19 protein-coding genes are annotated in these 19,085 nt (G+C 50.4%); 11 read left to right on the top strand and 8 right to left on the bottom strand.

Annotation, left to right across the window (positions count from 1 at the left end; translation table 11 throughout):
* The first annotated feature begins 16 nt into the window (after positions 1 to 16).
* The 3 genes from FQZ95_RS03465 to phrB all read left to right on the top strand — a co-directional run bounded on the left by FQZ95_RS03465 (position 17) and on the right by phrB (position 2,433).
* Positions 17 to 424, top strand: a complete 408-nt coding sequence (locus FQZ95_RS03465) for a contact-dependent growth inhibition system immunity protein (RefSeq protein WP_039021242.1) — start codon at positions 17 to 19, stop codon at positions 422 to 424.
* A gap of 84 nt (positions 425 to 508) precedes the next feature.
* Positions 509 to 1,018 carry a YbgA family protein gene (locus FQZ95_RS03460; RefSeq protein ID WP_105277494.1) on the top strand — a complete coding sequence of 170 codons (510 nt, stop codon included), beginning with the start codon at positions 509 to 511 and terminating at the stop codon, positions 1,016 to 1,018.
* The gene (gene phrB, locus FQZ95_RS03455; protein ID WP_160529882.1) at positions 1,015 to 2,433 is read left to right on the top strand and encodes a deoxyribodipyrimidine photo-lyase; all 1,419 of its coding nucleotides are present in this window, start codon (positions 1,015 to 1,017) and stop codon (positions 2,431 to 2,433) included. The genes FQZ95_RS03460 and phrB overlap by 4 nt, the downstream gene beginning before the upstream one ends.
* A gap of 42 nt (positions 2,434 to 2,475) precedes the next feature.
* On the opposite strand, the gene dtpD is transcribed toward phrB, so the two are convergent.
* Positions 2,476 to 3,957 (bottom strand): dipeptide permease DtpD, encoded by a 1,482-nt coding sequence (gene dtpD, locus FQZ95_RS03450; protein ID WP_160529881.1) that lies wholly within the window; start codon positions 3,955 to 3,957, stop codon positions 2,476 to 2,478.
* Between the two features lie 270 nt (positions 3,958 to 4,227).
* On the opposite strand from dtpD, the gene ybgI reads away from it, so the two are divergent.
* From ybgI to nei, 5 genes are read left to right on the top strand one after another with little or no spacing between them, the layout of a single operon-like run.
* Positions 4,228 to 4,971 (top strand): radiation resistance protein YbgI, encoded by a 744-nt coding sequence (gene ybgI / locus FQZ95_RS03445; RefSeq protein ID WP_000798864.1) that lies wholly within the window; start codon positions 4,228 to 4,230, stop codon positions 4,969 to 4,971.
* Between the two features lie 22 nt (positions 4,972 to 4,993).
* Positions 4,994 to 5,650: a 5-oxoprolinase subunit PxpB gene (gene pxpB, locus FQZ95_RS03440; protein ID WP_001188343.1), complete on the top strand. Its 657-nt coding sequence runs from the start codon at positions 4,994 to 4,996 to the stop codon at positions 5,648 to 5,650.
* On the top strand, positions 5,644 to 6,576 hold the full coding sequence (gene pxpC / locus FQZ95_RS03435; protein WP_000912727.1) for a 5-oxoprolinase subunit PxpC: 933 nt from the start codon (positions 5,644 to 5,646) through the stop codon (positions 6,574 to 6,576). The genes pxpB and pxpC overlap by 7 nt, the downstream gene beginning before the upstream one ends.
* Positions 6,566 to 7,300, top strand: coding sequence for a 5-oxoprolinase subunit PxpA (pxpA, locus tag FQZ95_RS03430; protein WP_105277497.1), 735 nt, complete (start codon positions 6,566 to 6,568; stop codon positions 7,298 to 7,300). The genes pxpC and pxpA overlap by 11 nt, the downstream gene beginning before the upstream one ends.
* Before the next feature lie 35 nt (positions 7,301 to 7,335).
* The gene (gene nei / locus FQZ95_RS03425; RefSeq protein ID WP_105277498.1) at positions 7,336 to 8,127 is read left to right on the top strand and encodes an endonuclease VIII; all 792 of its coding nucleotides are present in this window, start codon (positions 7,336 to 7,338) and stop codon (positions 8,125 to 8,127) included.
* Here the strand turns inward: nei and FQZ95_RS03420 are convergent.
* The 7 genes from FQZ95_RS03420 to FQZ95_RS03390 all read right to left on the bottom strand — a co-directional run bounded on the left by FQZ95_RS03420 (position 8,124) and on the right by FQZ95_RS03390 (position 16,189).
* Entirely contained in the window at positions 8,124 to 9,170 is a 1,047-nt protein-coding gene (locus FQZ95_RS03420; protein ID WP_088541578.1) for an AbrB family transcriptional regulator, read from the bottom strand. The two genes, nei and FQZ95_RS03420, sit on opposite strands and share 4 nt — an antisense overlap.
* A 150-nt stretch (positions 9,171 to 9,320) precedes the next feature.
* Positions 9,321 to 10,382 (bottom strand): fimbrial protein, encoded by a 1,062-nt coding sequence (locus FQZ95_RS03415; protein WP_088541579.1) that lies wholly within the window; start codon positions 10,380 to 10,382, stop codon positions 9,321 to 9,323.
* Positions 10,379 to 11,110 carry a fimbrial biogenesis chaperone gene (locus FQZ95_RS03410; RefSeq protein ID WP_000143540.1) on the bottom strand — a complete coding sequence of 244 codons (732 nt, stop codon included), beginning with the start codon at positions 11,108 to 11,110 and terminating at the stop codon, positions 10,379 to 10,381. The genes FQZ95_RS03415 and FQZ95_RS03410 overlap by 4 nt, the downstream gene beginning before the upstream one ends.
* 14 nt (positions 11,111 to 11,124) lie before the next feature.
* Positions 11,125 to 13,584 carry a fimbria/pilus outer membrane usher protein gene (locus FQZ95_RS03405; protein ID WP_160529880.1) on the bottom strand — a complete coding sequence of 820 codons (2,460 nt, stop codon included), beginning with the start codon at positions 13,582 to 13,584 and terminating at the stop codon, positions 11,125 to 11,127.
* Between the two features lie 49 nt (positions 13,585 to 13,633).
* A complete protein-coding gene (locus FQZ95_RS03400; RefSeq protein ID WP_000472411.1) occupies positions 13,634 to 14,200 on the bottom strand; it encodes a fimbrial protein in 567 nt (188 codons plus the stop codon).
* A gap of 392 nt (positions 14,201 to 14,592) precedes the next feature.
* Positions 14,593 to 15,876: a citrate synthase gene (gene gltA, locus FQZ95_RS03395; protein WP_000785834.1), complete on the bottom strand. Its 1,284-nt coding sequence runs from the start codon at positions 15,874 to 15,876 to the stop codon at positions 14,593 to 14,595.
* A 205-nt stretch (positions 15,877 to 16,081) separates the two neighbouring features.
* Entirely contained in the window at positions 16,082 to 16,189 is a 108-nt protein-coding gene (locus FQZ95_RS03390) for a hypothetical protein (protein ID WP_123057340.1), read from the bottom strand.
* Between the two features lie 380 nt (positions 16,190 to 16,569).
* Between FQZ95_RS03390 and sdhC the strand changes: the two genes are divergently transcribed.
* Genes sdhC through sdhA form a run of 3 tightly spaced genes read left to right on the top strand, consistent with a single transcriptional unit; the run spans position 16,570 to position 19,081 of the window.
* Positions 16,570 to 16,974: a succinate dehydrogenase cytochrome b556 subunit gene (sdhC, locus tag FQZ95_RS03385; protein WP_000263355.1), complete on the top strand. Its 405-nt coding sequence runs from the start codon at positions 16,570 to 16,572 to the stop codon at positions 16,972 to 16,974.
* Positions 16,968 to 17,315, top strand: coding sequence for a succinate dehydrogenase membrane anchor subunit (gene sdhD, locus FQZ95_RS03380; protein WP_000254368.1), 348 nt, complete (start codon positions 16,968 to 16,970; stop codon positions 17,313 to 17,315). Before sdhC ends, sdhD begins: the two co-directional genes overlap by 7 nt.
* Complete coding sequence (gene sdhA, locus FQZ95_RS03375; protein ID WP_000775540.1) at positions 17,315 to 19,081, top strand: succinate dehydrogenase flavoprotein subunit; 1,767 nt, start codon at positions 17,315 to 17,317, stop codon at positions 19,079 to 19,081. The genes sdhD and sdhA overlap by 1 nt, the downstream gene beginning before the upstream one ends.
* Positions 19,082 to 19,085 lie beyond the last annotated feature (4 nt).

Genomic DNA, 19,085 nt, shown 5'->3' with positions numbered 1-19,085 from the left:
ACAAAGGCACTATAAATTGAAAAATAAAGAAACCCTAAAACAGATTTATCACCTGCAATATGATTCGTTCGCTTTCAAAAGTGGTTTAATAAACTGGTATAATTCTTTATTAGATAAAACACCCGATGAACTGGATGAAAATGATATTGCCAAAATGCTTCGTCAGAATATCTTACCGGCGCTTGCTGTACAAAAAGCAATTGAGATGATAGAGATTAATCTTATGGTGGGCTATTTATATGATGGGGAGCTATTGCTGGTATTGAGTAATCTCATCGGGAGTGACTATTTTTCTCCTTTGCAGTTACTGAAATTAAAAAATATCATCAATAATTTTGATGACAACATGTTAAACGTTGCTGCCATGAGTGATGAAGAAAAGAAACTATTTCTTGCCACCATGAAATTTATTATGAATAATTGAATTTTTTTACTGTTATCATTTATTCGTTTCGTTTTTTCAGTACCGCCGTCTACACTTACTCCTGTAAACCGCCCAGGAGTAGTAATGAATCAACAACTTTTTGATGACAGCACCCTTATCCGCATTTTTGCTTTGCATGAGTTACACCGTCTTAAAGAGCGAGGCTTAACGCGCGGGGCGCTTCTCGATTATCACAGCCGCTATAAACTCGTCTTTCTGGCTCATTCCCAGCCGGAATACCGCAAACTTGGCCCGTTTGTGGCTGATATTCACCAGTGGCAAAATCTGGGTGACTATTACAACCAGTACCGCCAACGCGTAATTGTTTTGCTTTCTCATCCCGCCAACCCGCGCGATCACACCAACGTTTTGATGCACGTTCAGGGTTATTTTCGCCCACATATTGATTCCACAGAACGCCAGCAGCTGGCGGCGCTTATCGACAGTTATCGCCGTGGCGAGCAACCGCTTCTTGCGCCGCTGATGCGTATCAAACACTATATGGCGCTTTATCCTGACGCCTGGCTTTCAGAGCAGCGTTATTTCGAACTTTGGCCGCGGGTGATTAACTTGCGCCATGCAGGAGTTTTATGACTACCCATCTGGTCTGGTTTCGCCAGGATTTACGTCTGCACGACAATCTCGCGCTTGCTGCCGCCTGCCGCAATTCGTCTGCACGCGTGCTGGCGTTGTATATCGCTACACCACGCCAGTGGGCGGCGCATAATATGTCGCCGCGTCAGGCTGAATTTATCAATGCACAACTGAACGGGCTACAAATCGCGCTGGCGGAAAAAGGCATTCCTTTGCTGTTTCATGAAGTGGATGACTTTGCCGCCAGCGTCGAAATAGTTAAACAGGTGTGCGCGGAAAACCGTGTTACCCATCTGTTTTATAACTATCAGTATGAGGTGAATGAGCGGGCGCGGGATGTGCAGGTTGAGAGAACGCTGCGTAACGTGGTGTGTGAAGGATTTGATGACAGCGTGATCCTGCCGCCGGGGGCGGTGATGACTGGCAATCATGAGATGTACAAAGTCTTTACGCCATTTAAAAACGCCTGGCTGAAACGGCTGCGAGAAGGGGTGCCGGAGTGCGTCGCTGCGCCAAAAGTACGTAGTAGCGGAATGATAGAAGCCGCGCCATCCATTACGCTGAATTATCCTCGTCAGTCTTTCGATACCGCGCATTTCCCGGTGGAAGAAAAAGCGGCGATTGCGCAATTACGCCAGTTTTGCCAGAACGGTGCGAGTCAGTACGATCAGCAGCGTGATTTTCCGGCAGTGGAAGGCACCAGCCGTTTGTCTGCAAGCCTTGCAACGGGTAGGTTATCGCCTCGCCAGTGTCTGCATCGCCTGTTGGCGGAACAGCCGCAGGCGCTGGAAGGTGGGGCCGGTAGTGTCTGGCTTAATGAGTTGATCTGGCGCGAGTTCTACCGTCATCTGATGACGTATTACCCCTCGTTGTGTAAACATCGACCGTTTATTGCCTGGACCGACCGCGTACAGTGGCAAAGCAATCCCGCGCATTTAAAGGCCTGGCAGGAAGGCAAAACGGGATACCCGATTGTTGATGCGGCCATGCGTCAGCTTAACAGTACTGGCTGGATGCATAACCGCCTGCGGATGATTACTGCCAGCTTTCTGGTGAAAGATTTGCTGATCGACTGGCGGGAAGGCGAGCGATATTTCATGTCGCAACTGATTGATGGTGATTTGGCAGCCAATAACGGTGGCTGGCAATGGGCGGCTTCTACTGGAACTGATGCTGCACCGTATTTCCGTATTTTCAACCCGACAACTCAGGGCGAGAAATTTGACCACGAAGGTGAGTTTATCCGCCAGTGGTTACCAGAGTTGCGTGATGTACCAGGGAAAGCGGTGCATGAACCGTGGAAGTGGGCGCAGAAAGCAGGTGTGACGCTGGATTATCCGCAACCGATAGTTGATCACAAAAAGGCAAGGCTGCGAACGCTGGCAACGTATGAAGAAGCGAAGAAAGGAGCCTGATAAAACGCAGCGAGCGTCTTATCAGGCATCGGTGCTGGCCTGTTAAGACTCCAGCGCCAGCGCGCGGTTTCTGAACTTAAGCGCCTGATACAGCCAAATCATCAGTACCAGTCCTACACACGCCAGTGCACCCCAGGTGATTTGATCAAACACTTCAATATATGCATTGATGGAGTAGTTGATCGCCCCGGAAGCATCAAACGAAGCTTGCGATGTCTGATCGGCAATCACGCCCGCCAGATAGTTCGCAATCGCGCCAGAAAGCAGCATATAAATACCGGTTAATACGCCGGTCACGCCGGGGATTTCAATGCGCGTAATTTGCGACATGGCAACCGGGTCGATAAACAGTTCGGCAAAGCCCATCACCGCCAGACCTAACACCATCAGTGGCAGAGAAGAGTGACCATACATTGCGGACCAGCGGGCGCTTAAGGTCAGAATGCAGAATCCGGCGCTCATCAGGCCAAGACCAAGAGCAAATTTTCCCCAGATGCGCACGGTACGATTACCCGCGACGCTCTCTTTGACCACCCATGCCAGGAACACACCGCACAGCATGACCGCGAAGGCATTAATCGACTGGAACATAGCGGTCGGAACGGTATAACCAAACATATCGCGGTTAACGAAGCGGTCAATATAAAGGCTAATCGAGCTACCCCCCTGTTGTGCGAAGGCCCAGAACAACATGCTGAAGAAGGTGAGCGTCACAATCAGCCCCAGCTCCTTACGCTGTTTCTGGTTTTCTGCTTTGCGATAAATTTTTGCCAGAACGCCAAGGCCAATGATAGTCGCGACAATCAAGGCGTATACCGACCACTCTTTCCAGAACAGTAGGGTAATCAACGCAGGCGTTGCGACCAGTAGAACCAGCAGCCATCCCCAGTTGGGCAGGAGAAAGTTTGTCGCACGCAGTACGTCTTTGTTAACACCGCGGGTATGAGCAAAATGACGATTGCCACATAAGAAGATAACCAGACCCGCGATCATGCCAACCGCCGCCAGACCAAAGCCCATCGCCCAACTGTACTCCTCCTGGGCGTAGCCACAGGCGATAGGTGCGATAATAGACCCCACGTTACCCGCTGCATACATCAGCGAGAAACCGCCATCACGACGCGGATCGGTTGGCTCATACAGTTCGCCGAGCAGACAGCTTACATTAGATTTAAACAGGCCATAGCCACAAACGATAATCGCCAGGGACAGATAGAGGAATGACGGATGGATCTCACTGGCACCCAGCACCACATGACCGATCGCCATCAACAACGCCCCCAGCATCACCGCCATGCGATTGCCGAGAACTTTATCCGCCAAAAAGCCACCGAGGATTGGCGTGACATACACCAGCGAACAGTAGGCGCTAAATAACTCGTAGGCGTGAGTATCGTTGTATTTTAGTTGATTGGTGAGATAGAGAATCAGCAGGGCACGCATGCCGTAAAAGCTAAAATATTCCCAGATTTGCAGCGCAACGACATAGTAAATAGCGCGCGGCTGTGATGCGTGTTTATTCATAATAATTCCACAATTGACTGCAACGTCACGTAATAGTTGCGCGGCGTGCTTGTGTTTCCTTAAAGTTAAAACTTTGATACAGATCTGATTATTTATGCAATATGCTGTCTGATTGCATAAATATACATTAGCTGAAGCGTGATGATATAAACAATTTGCGTCTTTTGGCGTCGGGTTTGTTTCTTAATATGTCAAAAGATTGGCTATCGACGAACAGGCGAGGTAACGCTATGTTAACGGTGTAGCTATCAGAATACGGAAGGCGCGAAGATGAAAAACACCGAACTGGAACAACTGATTAACGAAAAACTGAACAGCGCGGCGATTAGTGATTACGCGCCGAATGGTTTGCAGGTAGAAGGCAAAGAGACGGTGCAAAAAATTGTTACCGGTGTCACCGCCAGCCAGGCTTTGCTCGATGAAGCGGTGCGTCTGGGCGCGGATGCGGTCATTGTGCATCATGGCTACTTCTGGAAAGGCGAATCTCCGGTCATTCGCGGCATGAAGCGTAACCGTTTAAAAACGTTGCTGGCAAATGATATCAACCTGTATGGCTGGCATCTGCCGTTGGACGCGCATCCGGAGCTGGGCAATAACGCACAGCTGGCGGCGTTACTTGGGATTACGGTCTTGGGCGAAATTGAGCCGTTGGTGCCGTGGGGCGAACTGACCATGCCTGTGCCGGGACTGGAGCTGGCTTCCTGGATTGAAGCGCGTCTGGGACGTAAGCCGTTATGGTGTGGCGATACCGGACCTGAGGTGGTTCAGCGCGTCGCCTGGTGCACGGGCGGCGGGCAGAGTTTTATCGATAGCGCCGCGCGTTTTGGCGTGGATGCTTTTATTACTGGCGAAGTTTCTGAACAGACCATTCATTCAGCCCGCGAGCAGGGATTGCATTTTTATGCTGCGGGTCACCATGCCACTGAACGCGGTGGTATTCGCGCATTGAGCGAGTGGCTGAATGAAAATACCGATCTGGATGTGACCTTTATTGATATTCCTAATCCTGCATAACGAATAATCAGAGGGATCGAAAGTGCAACGAGCGCGTTGTTATCTGATAGGTGAAACGGCGGTAGTGCTGGAGCTGGAACCGCCGGTGACGCTGGCTAGCCAGAAACGGATCTGGCGACTGGCGCAGCGTCTGGTGGATATGCCGAATGTGGTTGAAGCCATTCCCGGCATGAACAATATCACGGTGATTTTACGTAATCCTGAGTCGCTGGCGCTGGATGCCATAGAGCGTTTGCAACGCTGGTGGGAGGAGAGTGAGGCGCTGGAGCCGGAGTCTCGTTTTATTGAAATTCCGGTGGTTTACGGTGGCGCAGGCGGACCGGATTTGGCGGTGGTCGCGGCGCATTGTGGATTGAGCGAAAAACAGGTTGTTGAATTGCACTCCTCTGTGGAATACGTGGTCTGGTTTTTAGGTTTTCAACCGGGCTTCCCGTATCTCGGGAGTTTGCCGGAACAACTACACACGCCACGGCGCGCTGAACCGCGCTTGCTCGTTCCGGCAGGTTCTGTCGGGATCGGCGGGCCGCAGACCGGTGTTTATCCGCTGGCAACGCCGGGCGGCTGGCAGTTGATTGGTCATACCTCACTCAGCCTGTTTGATCCGGCGCGTGACGAACCCATCTTATTACGTCCGGGAGACAGCGTGCGCTTTGTACCGCAGAAGGAGGGAGTATGCTGAAGATTATTCGTGCGGGCATGTATACTACTGTGCAGGATGGCGGTCGTCACGGTTTTCGCCAGTCGGGTATCAGCCACTGCGGCGCACTGGATATGCCTGCGTTACGCATTGCTAACCTGCTGGTGGGTAATGATGCCAACGCTCCGGCGCTGGAAATCACGCTCGGTCAGTTAACGGTAGAGTTCGAAACTGATGGTTGGTTTGCCCTGACGGGGGCAGGTTGCGAAGCGCGGCTGGATGATAATGCCGTCTGGACTGGCTGGCGATTGCCGATGAAAGCAGGCCAGCGTTTAACGCTTAAACGCCCGCAGCACGGGATGCGCAGTTATCTGGCGGTCGCGGGTGGTATTGATGTTCCGCCGGTAATGGGGTCATGCAGTACCGATCTCAAAGTGGGGATTGGTGGGCTGGAAGGCCGTTTACTGAAGGATGGTGACCGACTCCCGATGGGTAAATCGAAGCGTGATTTTATGGAAGCGCAGGGCGTTAAACAGCTGCTGTGGGGCAACCGCATTCGCGCCTTGCCAGGGCCGGAATATCATGAGTTCGATCGTGCCTCGCAGGATGCATTCTGGCGTTCGCCCTGGCAACTTAGCCCGCAAAGTAACCGCATGGGTTATCGCTTACAGGGGCAAATTTTAAAACGCACCACCGATCGCGAACTGTTATCTCATGGTTTGTTGCCGGGCGTGGTGCAGGTGCCGCATAACGGCCAGCCGATTGTGTTGATGAACGACGCGCAAACCACCGGTGGGTACCCGCGTATTGCCTGTATCATTGAGGCTGATATGTATCATCTGGCGCAAATTCCGCTCGGTCAGCCGATTCATTTTGTCCAGTGTTCACTGGAAGAGGCACTGAAAGCGCGGCAAGATCAGCAACGTTATTTCGAACAATTAGCGTGGCGGCTGCACAATGAAAATTGACCTGAACGCCGATCTGGGCGAAGGCTGTGCCAGCGACGCAGAGCTATTAACGCTGGTTTCCTCTGCCAATATTGCCTGTGGATTTCATGCAGGCGATGCACAAACCATGCAGGCTTGTGTGCGTGACGCCATACAAAATGGTGTCGCCATTGGCGCTCACCCGAGCTTTCCGGACAGGGAACATTTTGGCCGTAGCGCCATGCAATTGCCGCCGGAAACCGTTTACGCCCAAACGCTGTATCAAATTGGTGCGCTGGCCGCTATTGCTCGCGCGCAAGGCGGCGTGATGCGTCACGTCAAACCGCACGGCATGTTATACAACCAGGCGGCGAAAGAGGCACAACTGGCAGACGCCATTGCCAGAGCAGTTTACGCTTGCGATCCGGCGTTGATTCTCGTTGGGCTGGCGGGAAGCGAGCTGATTCGTGCAGGCAAGCAATATGGCCTGACAACGCGCGAGGAAGTATTTGCCGATCGCGGATATCAGGCTGACGGCTCACTGGTACCGCGAAGTCAGCCTGGCGCGTTGATTGAAAACGAAGAACAGGCGCTGGCGCAGACGCTGGAGATGGTGCAACACGGCAGAGTCAAAAGTATCAACGGCGAATGGGCAACGGTCACGGCGCAAACGGTCTGCCTGCATGGCGATGGAGAACACGCACTGGCGTTCGCCCGCCGACTACGCTCTACATTTGCCGAAAAGGGGATTGTTGTCGCAGCATAACCCCGCTTAATAAAGAATGAAAAAAGGATATCACCATGCCTGAAGGCCCGGAGATCCGCCGTGCAGCGGATAACCTGGAGGCGGCGATCAAAGGCAAACCTCTAACTGATGTCTGGTTTGCCTTCCCGCAGTTAAAACCTTATCAATCACAACTTATCGGTCAACACGTTACCCATGTGGAAACGCGAGGTAAGGCGTTGTTAACTCATTTTTCCAACGGGTTAACGCTCTACAGCCATAATCAGCTTTACGGCGTCTGGCGCGTGGTTGATACCGGCGAAGAGCCGCAGACCACGCGAGTATTGCGGGTAAAACTGCAAACTGTCGACAAAACCATTCTACTTTATAGCGCCTCGGATATTGAGATGTTGACTCCGGAACAACTGACCACGCATCCGTTTTTACAACGCGTTGGCCCCGATGTACTCGACCCGAATCTGACGCCGGAAATGGTGAAAGAACGGTTATTGTCGCCGCGCTTTCGTAACCGTCAGTTTGCTGGATTACTACTCGATCAGGCGTTTCTGGCTGGGCTTGGCAATTATTTGCGGGTGGAGATCCTCTGGCAGGTGGGGTTAACCGGCAATCATAAAGCGAAAGATCTCAATGCGGCGCAACTGGATGCACTCGCACACGCGTTACTGGAGATTCCTCGACTTTCTTACGCTACGCGGGGGCAGGTGGATGAGAATAAACATCATGGGGCGCTGTTTCGCTTTAAGGTTTTTCATCGTGATGGCGAACCGTGCGAACGTTGTGGCAGCATCATTGAGAAAACCACGTTGTCCTCGCGCCCGTTTTACTGGTGTCCAGGCTGCCAGCACTAGGCCGACCGCTTCGGCGCATAGGTTGAAATAAACCGCGCAATGGCTGGCCCCGTCAGCAAAATACTGAACAGGCGTAGGGTTTGCATCGCCATAATAAGCGCCATATCGGCATTGCTCCCTGCGGCGATGACCGCCACGGTATCAAGCCCGCCGGGACTGGTGGCGAGGTAGGCAGTCATAAAATCAATATGCATAAACCGGGTCAGCCCCCACGCCATACCCGCACAAATAGCCAGCAGAGCAAAAATCGACAGCAGGATTTGTGGCAGTGGACGCAATGCTCGCAGTAATATTTGTTTATCGAAACCAAGACCAATCCGCCAGCCAATTGCCATATAGGCTATCGCCAGAAGCCATTCCGGTAGTTCGATGGTTATGTACTCACCAGACTGGAGCAGCGCGCCCGCCAGCATCGGGATGAGCATCGTGCCGGAAGGAAGACGTAGCAAGCATCCCGCCGTACCGGCAGCGACCGCGAGCAAAATCGTAAGCAGGAGATTAATGCTCACTGGCGGGAACCAGACGATCTGCTGGTTAACCGCTTCAGCGTTATCGCCCAGCATCATGCGGGTGACCAGAACAGCGGCCCCCGCGACGAACAGCACTCGCAGATATTGCATAAATGCCACCAGGCGAATATCTGCGCCGTAATCTTGCGCCATAGCGACCATTGCCGCCGCGCCGCCAGGAGAAGAACCCCAGGCACCGGTATTTCCAGGCAGTGAGCTATAGCGCACCAATAACCAACCCACGACGGCGCTGGAAAGTAACGTCACCAGTAAAATAGCTAACACAATCGGCCAGTTCACCGCTAGCGTGGTCAGGATCGAACCGGTCAGGTTTTGCGCAATCATGCAGCCAAGAATGGCCTGCGCGGCGAGAAAAGCGGATCGGGGAAGTTGCAGAGTAATTCCGCGCATACTAAAGATGATTCCGGCGATCATTGGCCCAAGTAATAGTGCCGCCGGAAGATGTACCGCGAGGAAGCCAATAGAAAGGAGAAGTGAAAGCACACATAACATTCCCCACTGCAAAACTGGCATCCTTCGCTTCCTCATTATTTTCTCTTTGGTGTATCGATACAGCATAAAGAAAGCCGGGCCAGGAAAAAATAACAGCAATCAAGGAAAAGGGGAAAATCAGCAATTTTCTGAAAGAGATGCCCTTTCGGTTGCAAAGGGCATCATGGGAAATTAGTTATAGTTAATCTTAAAAAGCACCACGGTATCGAAGGAGCCAGCCTCAATGGGAGTGCCGGGAATAGACGAAAGTTCAGCCGTATAGGTTTTTTCGTAGATCAGCATGTCACTGGTGAAGTCGGCATATTCGCTGTATTTGTTGAAGGTATAGGGCGAGGCGTTTTCATCCAGTAAACGTAGCTTCAGACCATTACCAATCAGCAATGCTTTATCTTCTTCAACCAACGTTTCTTCGGTATAAAACGAGGAGCTGACTTTGAATCCGTCGGTACATTGATCGTTTTGTGATTTTGTCGTTTTAATACCGAATGTTTTTGTCATGTTGTGTCGCCGGATATCCAGTACATTAAATTTACCAAAATCAATGACCTGGTTGGCTGGGGTAATAGAAAAATTGACGCTGCAATCCAATACCCGAATGTTTTCCAGACCGGTAATATGATATTTCAGGTTTTGGGCGGTAGGGTCCTCATTAACGCTTCCTTCGCCATCAAATTGCACCACAATGTAATCGCTGAGCGTGCTTTGATAATCATGCGGCGGTATCTCTCGTATCTTGACGTATAACCGCATGCGAGCGAGAAACGTACGCGACATATGAATATTATTGGGATCACCAGAGCAAATTTTGTTCTGCCATCCCATCGCGATGATCTGCTCAGGGGTATAAATATTAATGTTTTTGCTGTCGATGCACTGGTTAGTGTCGATGCGGCTTTTTCCCTGGTTAGCATCATAATCAACACCATTGTAAGTTACGCCGAGTTGATAATAGCGATCCTGAATTCCCGGGTACGGGTTTACCCAGGCGTAGACATGCTCGCTCTCAAAGTTGCCGTTGGTATTGTTGTCACAATAGACGGGAATTTTAATATCGTCAGACTCCCAGATCTTATCGCCGGGTTTGGCATTCCCTGGTACAGCAAATGGTTGAATAGATTCCGATTTTTCTACCGAACCACCGGATGAACCAAAGTAACAGTTCAGGGCAAGCGCAGATTTTAACGGTAGAAATAACAGACAGATGATGAGCAACAATCCCTTGCCAGCACTCATTTCTTCGCCTCCACAGCCTGTAAACGGCATTGCCCGTTACAGTTGAGCGTTGTCATGCGTAATGCGCCATAATCATCCATATAACCGAGATAAAACTGGCTGCCACTATAATTTCCAGTGGTTGTGCTTACTGTACTAAAAGGCGCAATCATCACAGTTTTGAAGCCCGGGAGAACGCTTTGCTCATTTCGCCCAAGATACGCGATGGTCAGATAATAGCCAGTAGGGTTTTTTAAGCTAAGCTGATTGCCCTGCTGGCTGACCTGTAACTGCAGTTCGACCTTTTCTCCTGCTTTCTTGCGTAATGCAGACGGTCGCCAGAACACCTTGATACGGCTCTGGATGGCGACTTGCAGAACGGCATGGTCGCTGTTTTTTTCCGGGGCGGGAGGAATTTCACGCATATTGTAGAAAAATAGCGTTTCGCGATCGCCCGGTAATTTCGCGGTCGAGGCTTGCTTGACTATCCGCACCTGCGTTGTTGCTTTCGGTTCCAGACGTTGTATCGGTGGCAGGGCGACCAGAAGATCGTCGCTTTTCTCCCCTTTTTCATTTTCGAGCCAGGAATAAGCGAGGTAGGGGAGTTTATCGCTACGATTATCTACTCGCAGGCTGGTGGCTTTATCATTAGCGTTAAACACAATGCGAGTGCGATCGGGTTGTAGTGCAGCGTGGCTACACAGACTGGTAACCAACAACAAAAGGGGAAGTCCTTTCATAAATGTCATTTTCATTTCCTTAATTAATGACAAGGTAAAATCAGGCGATTTGCGGTGTCTTCCATATGTTCAGGAAGATGGATCGAGCAACGCTGACTATCACCCCAGACCACGGTAAACTTTTGATTCTCAGCGACTCCGCTTAACCAGGCGTGTCCTTCCTCGCCAACCATCCCCACGCTAATGCTGCTGCCATCCTGACGGATATCCGCACCGAGGGGAGGGAACTGACCGCTGGCGTTGCGAATGATGACGTTAATGTCTTTACCGGAACGGGATGCCAGTGATTTGTAACCTATTGCGCCTTCAATCCACGTTTCTTTGATGACGTTTTCTGTCACCGTCACGCCGTCGGGTAAGTCGTTCATGTTCACGGCCACGGTGGAAGGTTGATAACTGGAAACCAGCGGTACCACTGCAATGCCAAAATGGTTGGTGTAGTTGAGATTGCCCTGAACCGGAATATCTGCCACGCCATCGGTGCTGACCATCAGGCGTGGTTCATTGGTGGAGCTGCGGCGATGGAAGGCTGCACCATATTGCGTCGCCGTGAAAGAACCACTCCAGCTGCTGCTAACAGAACTGTAGTCATTGGCAGCATAAGTACCAGAAAGATCCCACTCACCCGCTGAACTCAGGTGCTGATAGTTACCGCTCACCTGGGCTCCATTGTCCGGACGGTCGGATTGTAGTCCAGCAGACATCCCCCAGCTATTTCGTTCATCCAGCGTATCGTTCCACGACATGCGGTGTGTGGTGCTGTGGCTACTGTTTTGCATGTCATAACCGACCCGACCACCGTTACCGAAGGGAAGCGAAATCGACAGGTAAATCTGGTTGTCGCGATCTTTATCTTCGTAATGGGTTGTATTGAATGACGTCGAGATCGAGATATCTCTCCAGTTACCAATATCAACATTAAAACCCGCCGTGATGTTGGCGGTCGTGGAGGCGTCTGCATTCCACCAGGTTTGATGCAGCAGGTTGGCGTACAGATTGAGGTTCAGTGGGGTAATTGGTTGCCCCACGGATAAGCTGATCGTCTGTTTTTCGTCCTGCGCATCGTTGTCGTTGTATTTGTGATCCAGATAGTTGGCGTAGCTGTGAAAATGACGATCTGAGAAGCGATAAGCGGCGAGCGAAATCGTGCTGTTAGTGGCATCCACTTGTTTGCTGTAATTAAAGCGGTAACTTAAGCCCCGCTCGTCCTGCTGAGTATCAAACTGACTACTGGCCCAGGTGACATCAAACGACAATGCACCAAGCCAGAGCATATTTTGCCCGATACCCATTGCGGCAGAATGGTAGTCGTCACCCGAAATCAGCAGGCCGCCGTACAGCGAGGTATTTGACAGCATCCCCCAGGAAACTTCATTGCTAAAAAAGGTTTCATTTTCAGTTTGATGAGACATAGATGTTCGCGGCTGACCGGCAGCAAGTTTATAGCGAACCTGCCCCTGGCGCGTAAGGAAAGGCGTCGATGCTGCCGAAACCTGGAAATTGTTCACCCGACCATCTTCTTCCGTCACTTTGACATCCAGCGTCCCCTGGACGGACTGATTCAGATCATCAATGATAAACGGGCCTGGCGGGACTTTTTTCTGGTAAATAACTCGCCCTGAGTGACTCACGGTGACGGTGGCATTGGTTTGTGCAATACCGCTAATTTGTGGAGCGTAGCCGCGCAGTTCCCACGGTAACATCCGGTCGTCACTCGCCAGTGCCGCGCCGGTATAAGAAAAACCGTCGAAAATATTGGAACTAAAATCCGTTTCGCCGAGGGTTAATTTTGAACCTAATTGCGGTAGCGGGCGAAAAAGATAGGTACGTGATATTTCGCCTGACTGCTCATGGTTATCATCGCCATCATTTTGATTCAACTGATAGTCACTGCGTAAGCGCCATGCCCCCGCGTTAATTCCGGCTGTTCCGTAGGCGTTAAGATTAGTGCTGCTGCTGCCATCCTGTGGGCGGTAGCTGCTGGCAAACAAGTTGTAATCCATCAGGACACCGGGGACACCTTCTTTCCATGTGGAGGGTGGAGTCCAGTTATCTGAGTGCCACGCCAGCCAGGCCTGTGGGATGGTGATATTCAGTTGCTGACTGGCCTGATCAAAATTGAAGAGCATTTCTGGTCGGGAGCTAAAATCGACGCACTGATTAATCAGGGGTAACGACTGACGGACTTCAGGTTTTAAGCCAAATTTATCGACCAATAAATCATTGATGCACGGAATGGTATTGTCACCCTTTTTTTGCCAGTTAATTTTTTGCCCATTACTGATTTGGTTATTATTTACCGCAATGCTGACAAAATATTCACCGGGAGCAATGACACCTTTTTCCTTTAATAATGAAATATCAATGCGCTCACGCATCGATTTGTCGAGGACATTCAGGTTGAATTCAACCGCCATGGCGGAAGGCATCGCCATGACCAGGCAGGATACAAAAGAGAGTCGATAAATATTCACGGTGTCCATACCAGATAAATATTTTAAGAAAGGCGGCAGTGATGCCGCCCAATAACGCTTATTTATAATCCAGTACGTAGGTTGCATTCGCTGTAACAGCCCCTGCCGTTACTGGTGTCGCTTGATCAATTTGTTCCATCCAGGCAAAGAAGTTCAGTGTTTGTTCACTGGACGTTGGTGCGAGGTCGATATCCGGAGAAGCAGTGCCTAAAATGATATTGCTTTGATCCTTATTCATTAAACGCACGCCGACACCGGTGGCTTCGCCAGTGCTGGTATTGTTGAGTATCGGATCTGCGCCAGTAGTTTTCGCTGAGCTATCGAAGGTGACCGCAACTTTGGAAATCTTACCACCGGAACCGTTATTAGAGTTTTCCAGGTCGCAGTTGATTAAACGCAGGTCGACAGCAACCGCATCGCTGTGATGAGACTGATTAATGTGGCTGGTGGTCACCTGACCTAGCTCAATTTCTTTATCAATATCATCATGATGTATTTCACATGGTGCTTCTATAACTTCACCTTTAAAGTGAATTTCACCAGAACCTTCATCAGCTGCATAAACCGGTGCAGTGAATAACAGAGATACGGCCAATGCGGCCAATGTTTTTTGTCCTTTAAACATAACTGAGTCCTTTACAGAAATAGAAAAAGTATAGCGATATCAGAATATCTTATTTGATTGTCGAATGTTTTTAGTTTTACTTAAAAATATTATTAATTATATTAAATGCAAGGTTAACTAATTGATGTGATGAATTAATAATTTAATGAATGTTATCGGGGGGAATGAGAGAGATATACCTCATTTTCATGAGGTTATAAATGTAACTAAAAGCAGATACCTTAATTAAAATTTATTATTTTACCGATAAAATGAACAATTCTATTATTTTGCAATATTAATGTCAGCCGGTTAATTAATTTTATTTTTACATTTTTTTGTGTTTAGGTAGATAAAAATTAACCCGCCTTTTAAAGGCGGGTTAACAGAATTTACTGCTTAGGAATCAGCAGTTAACGTTTGATGTCGCTTTTAAAATCGCGTTTTTCATAGCCGGTATACAGCTGACGTGGACGGGCAATCTTCATGCCGTCACTGTGCATTTCGCTCCAGTGGGCGATCCAGCCAACTGTACGTGCCATAGCGAAGATCACGGTGAACATGGAAGACGGAATACCCATCGCTTTCAGGATGATACCAGAGTAGAAATCGACGTTCGGGTACAGTTTCTTCTCGATAAAGTACGGGTCGTTCAGCGCGATGTTTTCCAGCTCCATAGCCACTTCCAGCAGGTCATCCTTCGTGCCCAGCTCTTTCAGGACTTCGTGGCAGGTTTCACGCATGACGGTGGCGCGCGGGTCGTAGTTTTTGTACACGCGGTGACCGAAGCCCATCAGGCGGAAAGAGTCATTCTTGTCTTTCGCACGACGAACAAATTCCGGAATGTGTTTAACGGAGCTGATTTCTTCCAGCATTTTCAGAGCCGCTTCGTTAGCACCACCGTGCGCTGGTCCCCACAGTGAAGCAATACCTGCTGCGATACAGGCAAACGGGTTCGCCCCCGAAGAGCCAGCGGTACGCACGGTGGAGGTAGAGGCGTTCTGTTCATGGTCAGCGTGCAGGATCAGAATACGGTCCATCGCGCGTTCCAGAATCGGATTAACTTCATACGGTTCGCACGGCGTGGAGAACATCATATTCAGGAAGTTACCGGCATAGGAGAGATCGTTGCGCGGGTAAACGAATGGCTGACCAATGGAATACTTGTAACACATCGCGGCCATGGTCGGCATTTTTGACAGCAGGCGGAACGCGGCAATTTCACGATGACGAGGATTGTTAACATCCAGCGAGTCGTGATAGAACGCCGCCAGCGCGCCGGTAATACCACACATGACTGCCATTGGATGCGAGTCGCGACGGAAAGCATGGAACAGACGGGTAATCTGCTCGTGGATCATGGTATGACGGGTCACCGTCGTTTTAAATTCGTCATACTGTTCCTGAGTTGGTTTTTCACCATTCAGCAGGATGTAACAAACTTCCAGGTAGTTAGAATCGGTCGCCAGCTGATCGATCGGGAAACCGCGGTGCAGCAAAATACCTTCATCACCATCAATAAAAGTAATTTTAGATTCGCAGGATGCGGTTGAAGTGAAGCCTGGGTCAAAGGTGAACACACCTTTTGAACCGAGAGTACGGATATCAATAACATCTTGACCCAGCGTGCCTTTCAGCACATCCAGTTCAACAGCTGTATCCCCGTTGAGGGTGAGTTTTGCTTTTGTATCAGCCATTTAAGGTCTCCTTAGCGCCTTATTGCGTAAGACTGCCGGAACTTAAATTTGCCTTCGCACATCAACCTGGCTTTACCCGTTTGTTATTTGGCTCGCCGCTCTGTGAAAGAGGGGAAAACCTGGGTACAGAGCTCTGGGCGCTTGCAGGTAAAGGATCCATTGATGACGAATAAATGGCGAATCAAGTACTTAGCAATCCGAATTATTAAACTTGTCTACCACTAATAACTGTCCCGAATGAATTGGTCAATACTTCCACACTGTTACATAAGTTAATCTTAGGTGAAATACTGACTTCATAACTTTTACGCATTATATGCTTTTCCTAGTGATGTTTGTAACAACTTTGTTGAATGATTGTCAAATTAGATGATTAAAAATTAAATAAATGTTGTTATCGTGACCCAGATCACTGTTCGGGATAAAACCCGACAAACTATATGTAGGTTAATTGTAATGATTTTGTGAACGGCCTATACTGCCGCCAGGTCTCCGGAACACCCTGCAATCCCGAGCCACCCAGCGTTGTAACGTGTCGTTTTCGCATCTGGAAGCAGTGTTTTGCATGACGCGCAGTTATAGAAAGGACGCTGTCTGACCCGCAAGCAGACCGGAGGAAGGAAATCCCGACGTCTCCAGGTAACAGAAAGTTAACCTCTGTGCCCGTAGTCCCCAGGGAATAATAAGAACAGCATGTGGGCGTTATTCATGATAAGAAATGTGAAAAAACAAAGACCTGTTAATCTGGACCTACAGACCATCCGGTTCCCCGTCACGGCGATAGCGTCCATTCTCCATCGCGTTTCCGGTGTGATCACCTTTGTTGCAGTGGGCATCCTGCTGTGGCTTCTGGGTACCAGCCTCTCTTCCCCTGAAGGTTTCGAGCAAGCTTCCGCGATTATGGGCAGCTTCTTCGTCAAATTTATCATGTGGGGCATCCTTACCGCTCTGGCGTATCACGTCGTCGTAGGTATTCGCCACATGATGATGGATTTTGGCTATCTGGAAGAAACATTCGAAGCGGGTAAACGCTCCGCCAAAATCTCCTTTGTTATTACTGTCGTGCTTTCACTTCTCGCAGGAGTCCTCGTATGGTAAGCAACGCCTCCGCATTAGGACGCAATGGCGTACATGATTTCATCCTCGTTCGCGCTACCGCTATCGTCCTGACGCTTTACATCATTTATATGGTCGGTTTTTTCGCTACCACTGGCGAGCTGACATATGAAGTCTGGATTGGTTTCTTCGCCTCTGCGTTCACCAAAGTGTTCACCCTGCTGGCGCTGTTTTCTATCTTGATCCATGCCTGGATCGGCATGTGGCAGGTGTTGACCGACTACGTTAAACCACTGGCTTTGCGCCTGATGCTGCAACTGGTGATTGTCGTTGCACTGGTGGTTTACGTGATTTATGGATTCGTTGTGGTGTGGGGTGTGTGATGAAATTGCCAGTCAGAGAATTTGATGCAGTTGTGATTGGTGCCGGTGGCGCAGGTATGCGCGCGGCGCTGCAAATTTCCCAGAGCGGCCAAACCTGTGCGCTGCTCTCCAAAGTCTTCCCGACCCGTTCCCATACCGTTTCTGCGCAAGGCGGCATTACCGTTGCGCTGGGTAATACCCATGAAGATAACTGGGAATGGCATATGTACGACACCGTAAAAGGGTCGGACTATATCGGTGACCAGGACGCGATTGAATATATGTGTAAAACCGGGCCGGAAGCGATTCTGGAACTGGAACACATGGGCCTGCCGTTCTCGCGCCTTGATGATGGTCGTATCTATCAACGTCCGTTTGGCGGCCAGTCGAAAAACTTCGGTGGCGAGCAAGCGGCACGTACTGCGGCGGCAGCTGACCGTACCGGTCACGCACTGTTGCACACGCTTTATCAGCAGAACCTGAAAAACCACACCACCATTTTCTCCGAGTGGTATGCGCTGGATCTGGTGAAGAACCAGGATGGCGCGGTAGTTGGTTGTACCGCACTGTGCATCGAAACCGGTGAAGTGGTTTACTTCAAAGCCCGTGCGACTGTGCTGGCAACCGGCGGGGCAGGGCGTATTTATCAGTCCACCACCAACGCGCACATTAACACCGGAGATGGCGTCGGCATGGCTATCCGTGCAGGTGTACCGGTGCAGGATATGGAAATGTGGCAGTTCCACCCGACCGGTATAGCAGGTGCGGGCGTACTGGTCACCGAAGGTTGCCGTGGTGAAGGCGGTTATCTGCTGAACAAACATGGCGAACGCTTTATGGAGCGTTATGCGCCGAATGCCAAAGATCTGGCGGGCCGTGACGTGGTGGCGCGTTCCATCATGATCGAAATCCGTGAAGGTCGCGGCTGTGATGGTCCATGGGGGCCACATGCAAAACTGAAACTCGACCACCTGGGTAAAGAAGTTCTCGAATCCCGTCTGCCGGGTATCCTTGAACTCTCCCGTACCTTCGCACACGTCGATCCGGTGAAAGAGCCGATTCCGGTTATCCCAACCTGTCACTACATGATGGGCGGTATTCCGACCAAAGTGACCGGTCAGGCGCTGACGGTGAACGAGAAAGGCGAAGATGTGGTTGTTCCGGGGCTGTTCGCGGTAGGTGAAATCGCTTGTGTATCGGTACACGGCGCTAACCGTCTTGGCGGCAACTCGCTGCTGGACCTGGTGGTCTTTGGTCGCGCAGCGGGCCTGCATCTGCAAGAGTCTATTGCCGAGCAGGGCGCACTGCGCGATGCCAGCGAGTCTGATGTTGAAGCGTCTCTGGATCGTCTGAATCGCTGGAACAACAACCGTAATGGTGAAGATCCAGTGGCGATTCGTAAAGCACTGCAAGAATGTATGCAGCATAACTTCTCGGTCTTCCGTGAAGGTGATGCGATGGCAAAAGGGCTTGAGCAGTTGAAAGTGATCCGCGAGCGTTTGAAAAATGCCCGTCTGGATGACACTTCCAGCGAGTTCAACACCCAGCGCGTTGAATGCCTGGAACTGGATAACCTGATGGAAACGGCGTATGCAACGGCTGTTTCTGCCAACTTCCGTACCGAAAGCCGTGGCGCGCATAGCCGCTTCGACTTCCCGGATCGTGATGATGAAAACTGGCTGTGCCACTCCCTGTATCTGCCAGAGTCGGAATCCATGACGCGCCGAAGCGTCAACATGGAACCGAAACTGCGCCCGGCATTCCCGCCGAAGATTCGTACTTACTAATGCG

It is taken from the genome of Escherichia sp. HH41S (assembly GCF_009820115.1).
Lineage (GTDB): Bacteria > Pseudomonadota > Gammaproteobacteria > Enterobacterales > Enterobacteriaceae > Escherichia > Escherichia coli_F.
Note: the sequence above shows the minus strand (reverse complement) of the source record. Positions and strands in the feature narration are given on the sequence as shown.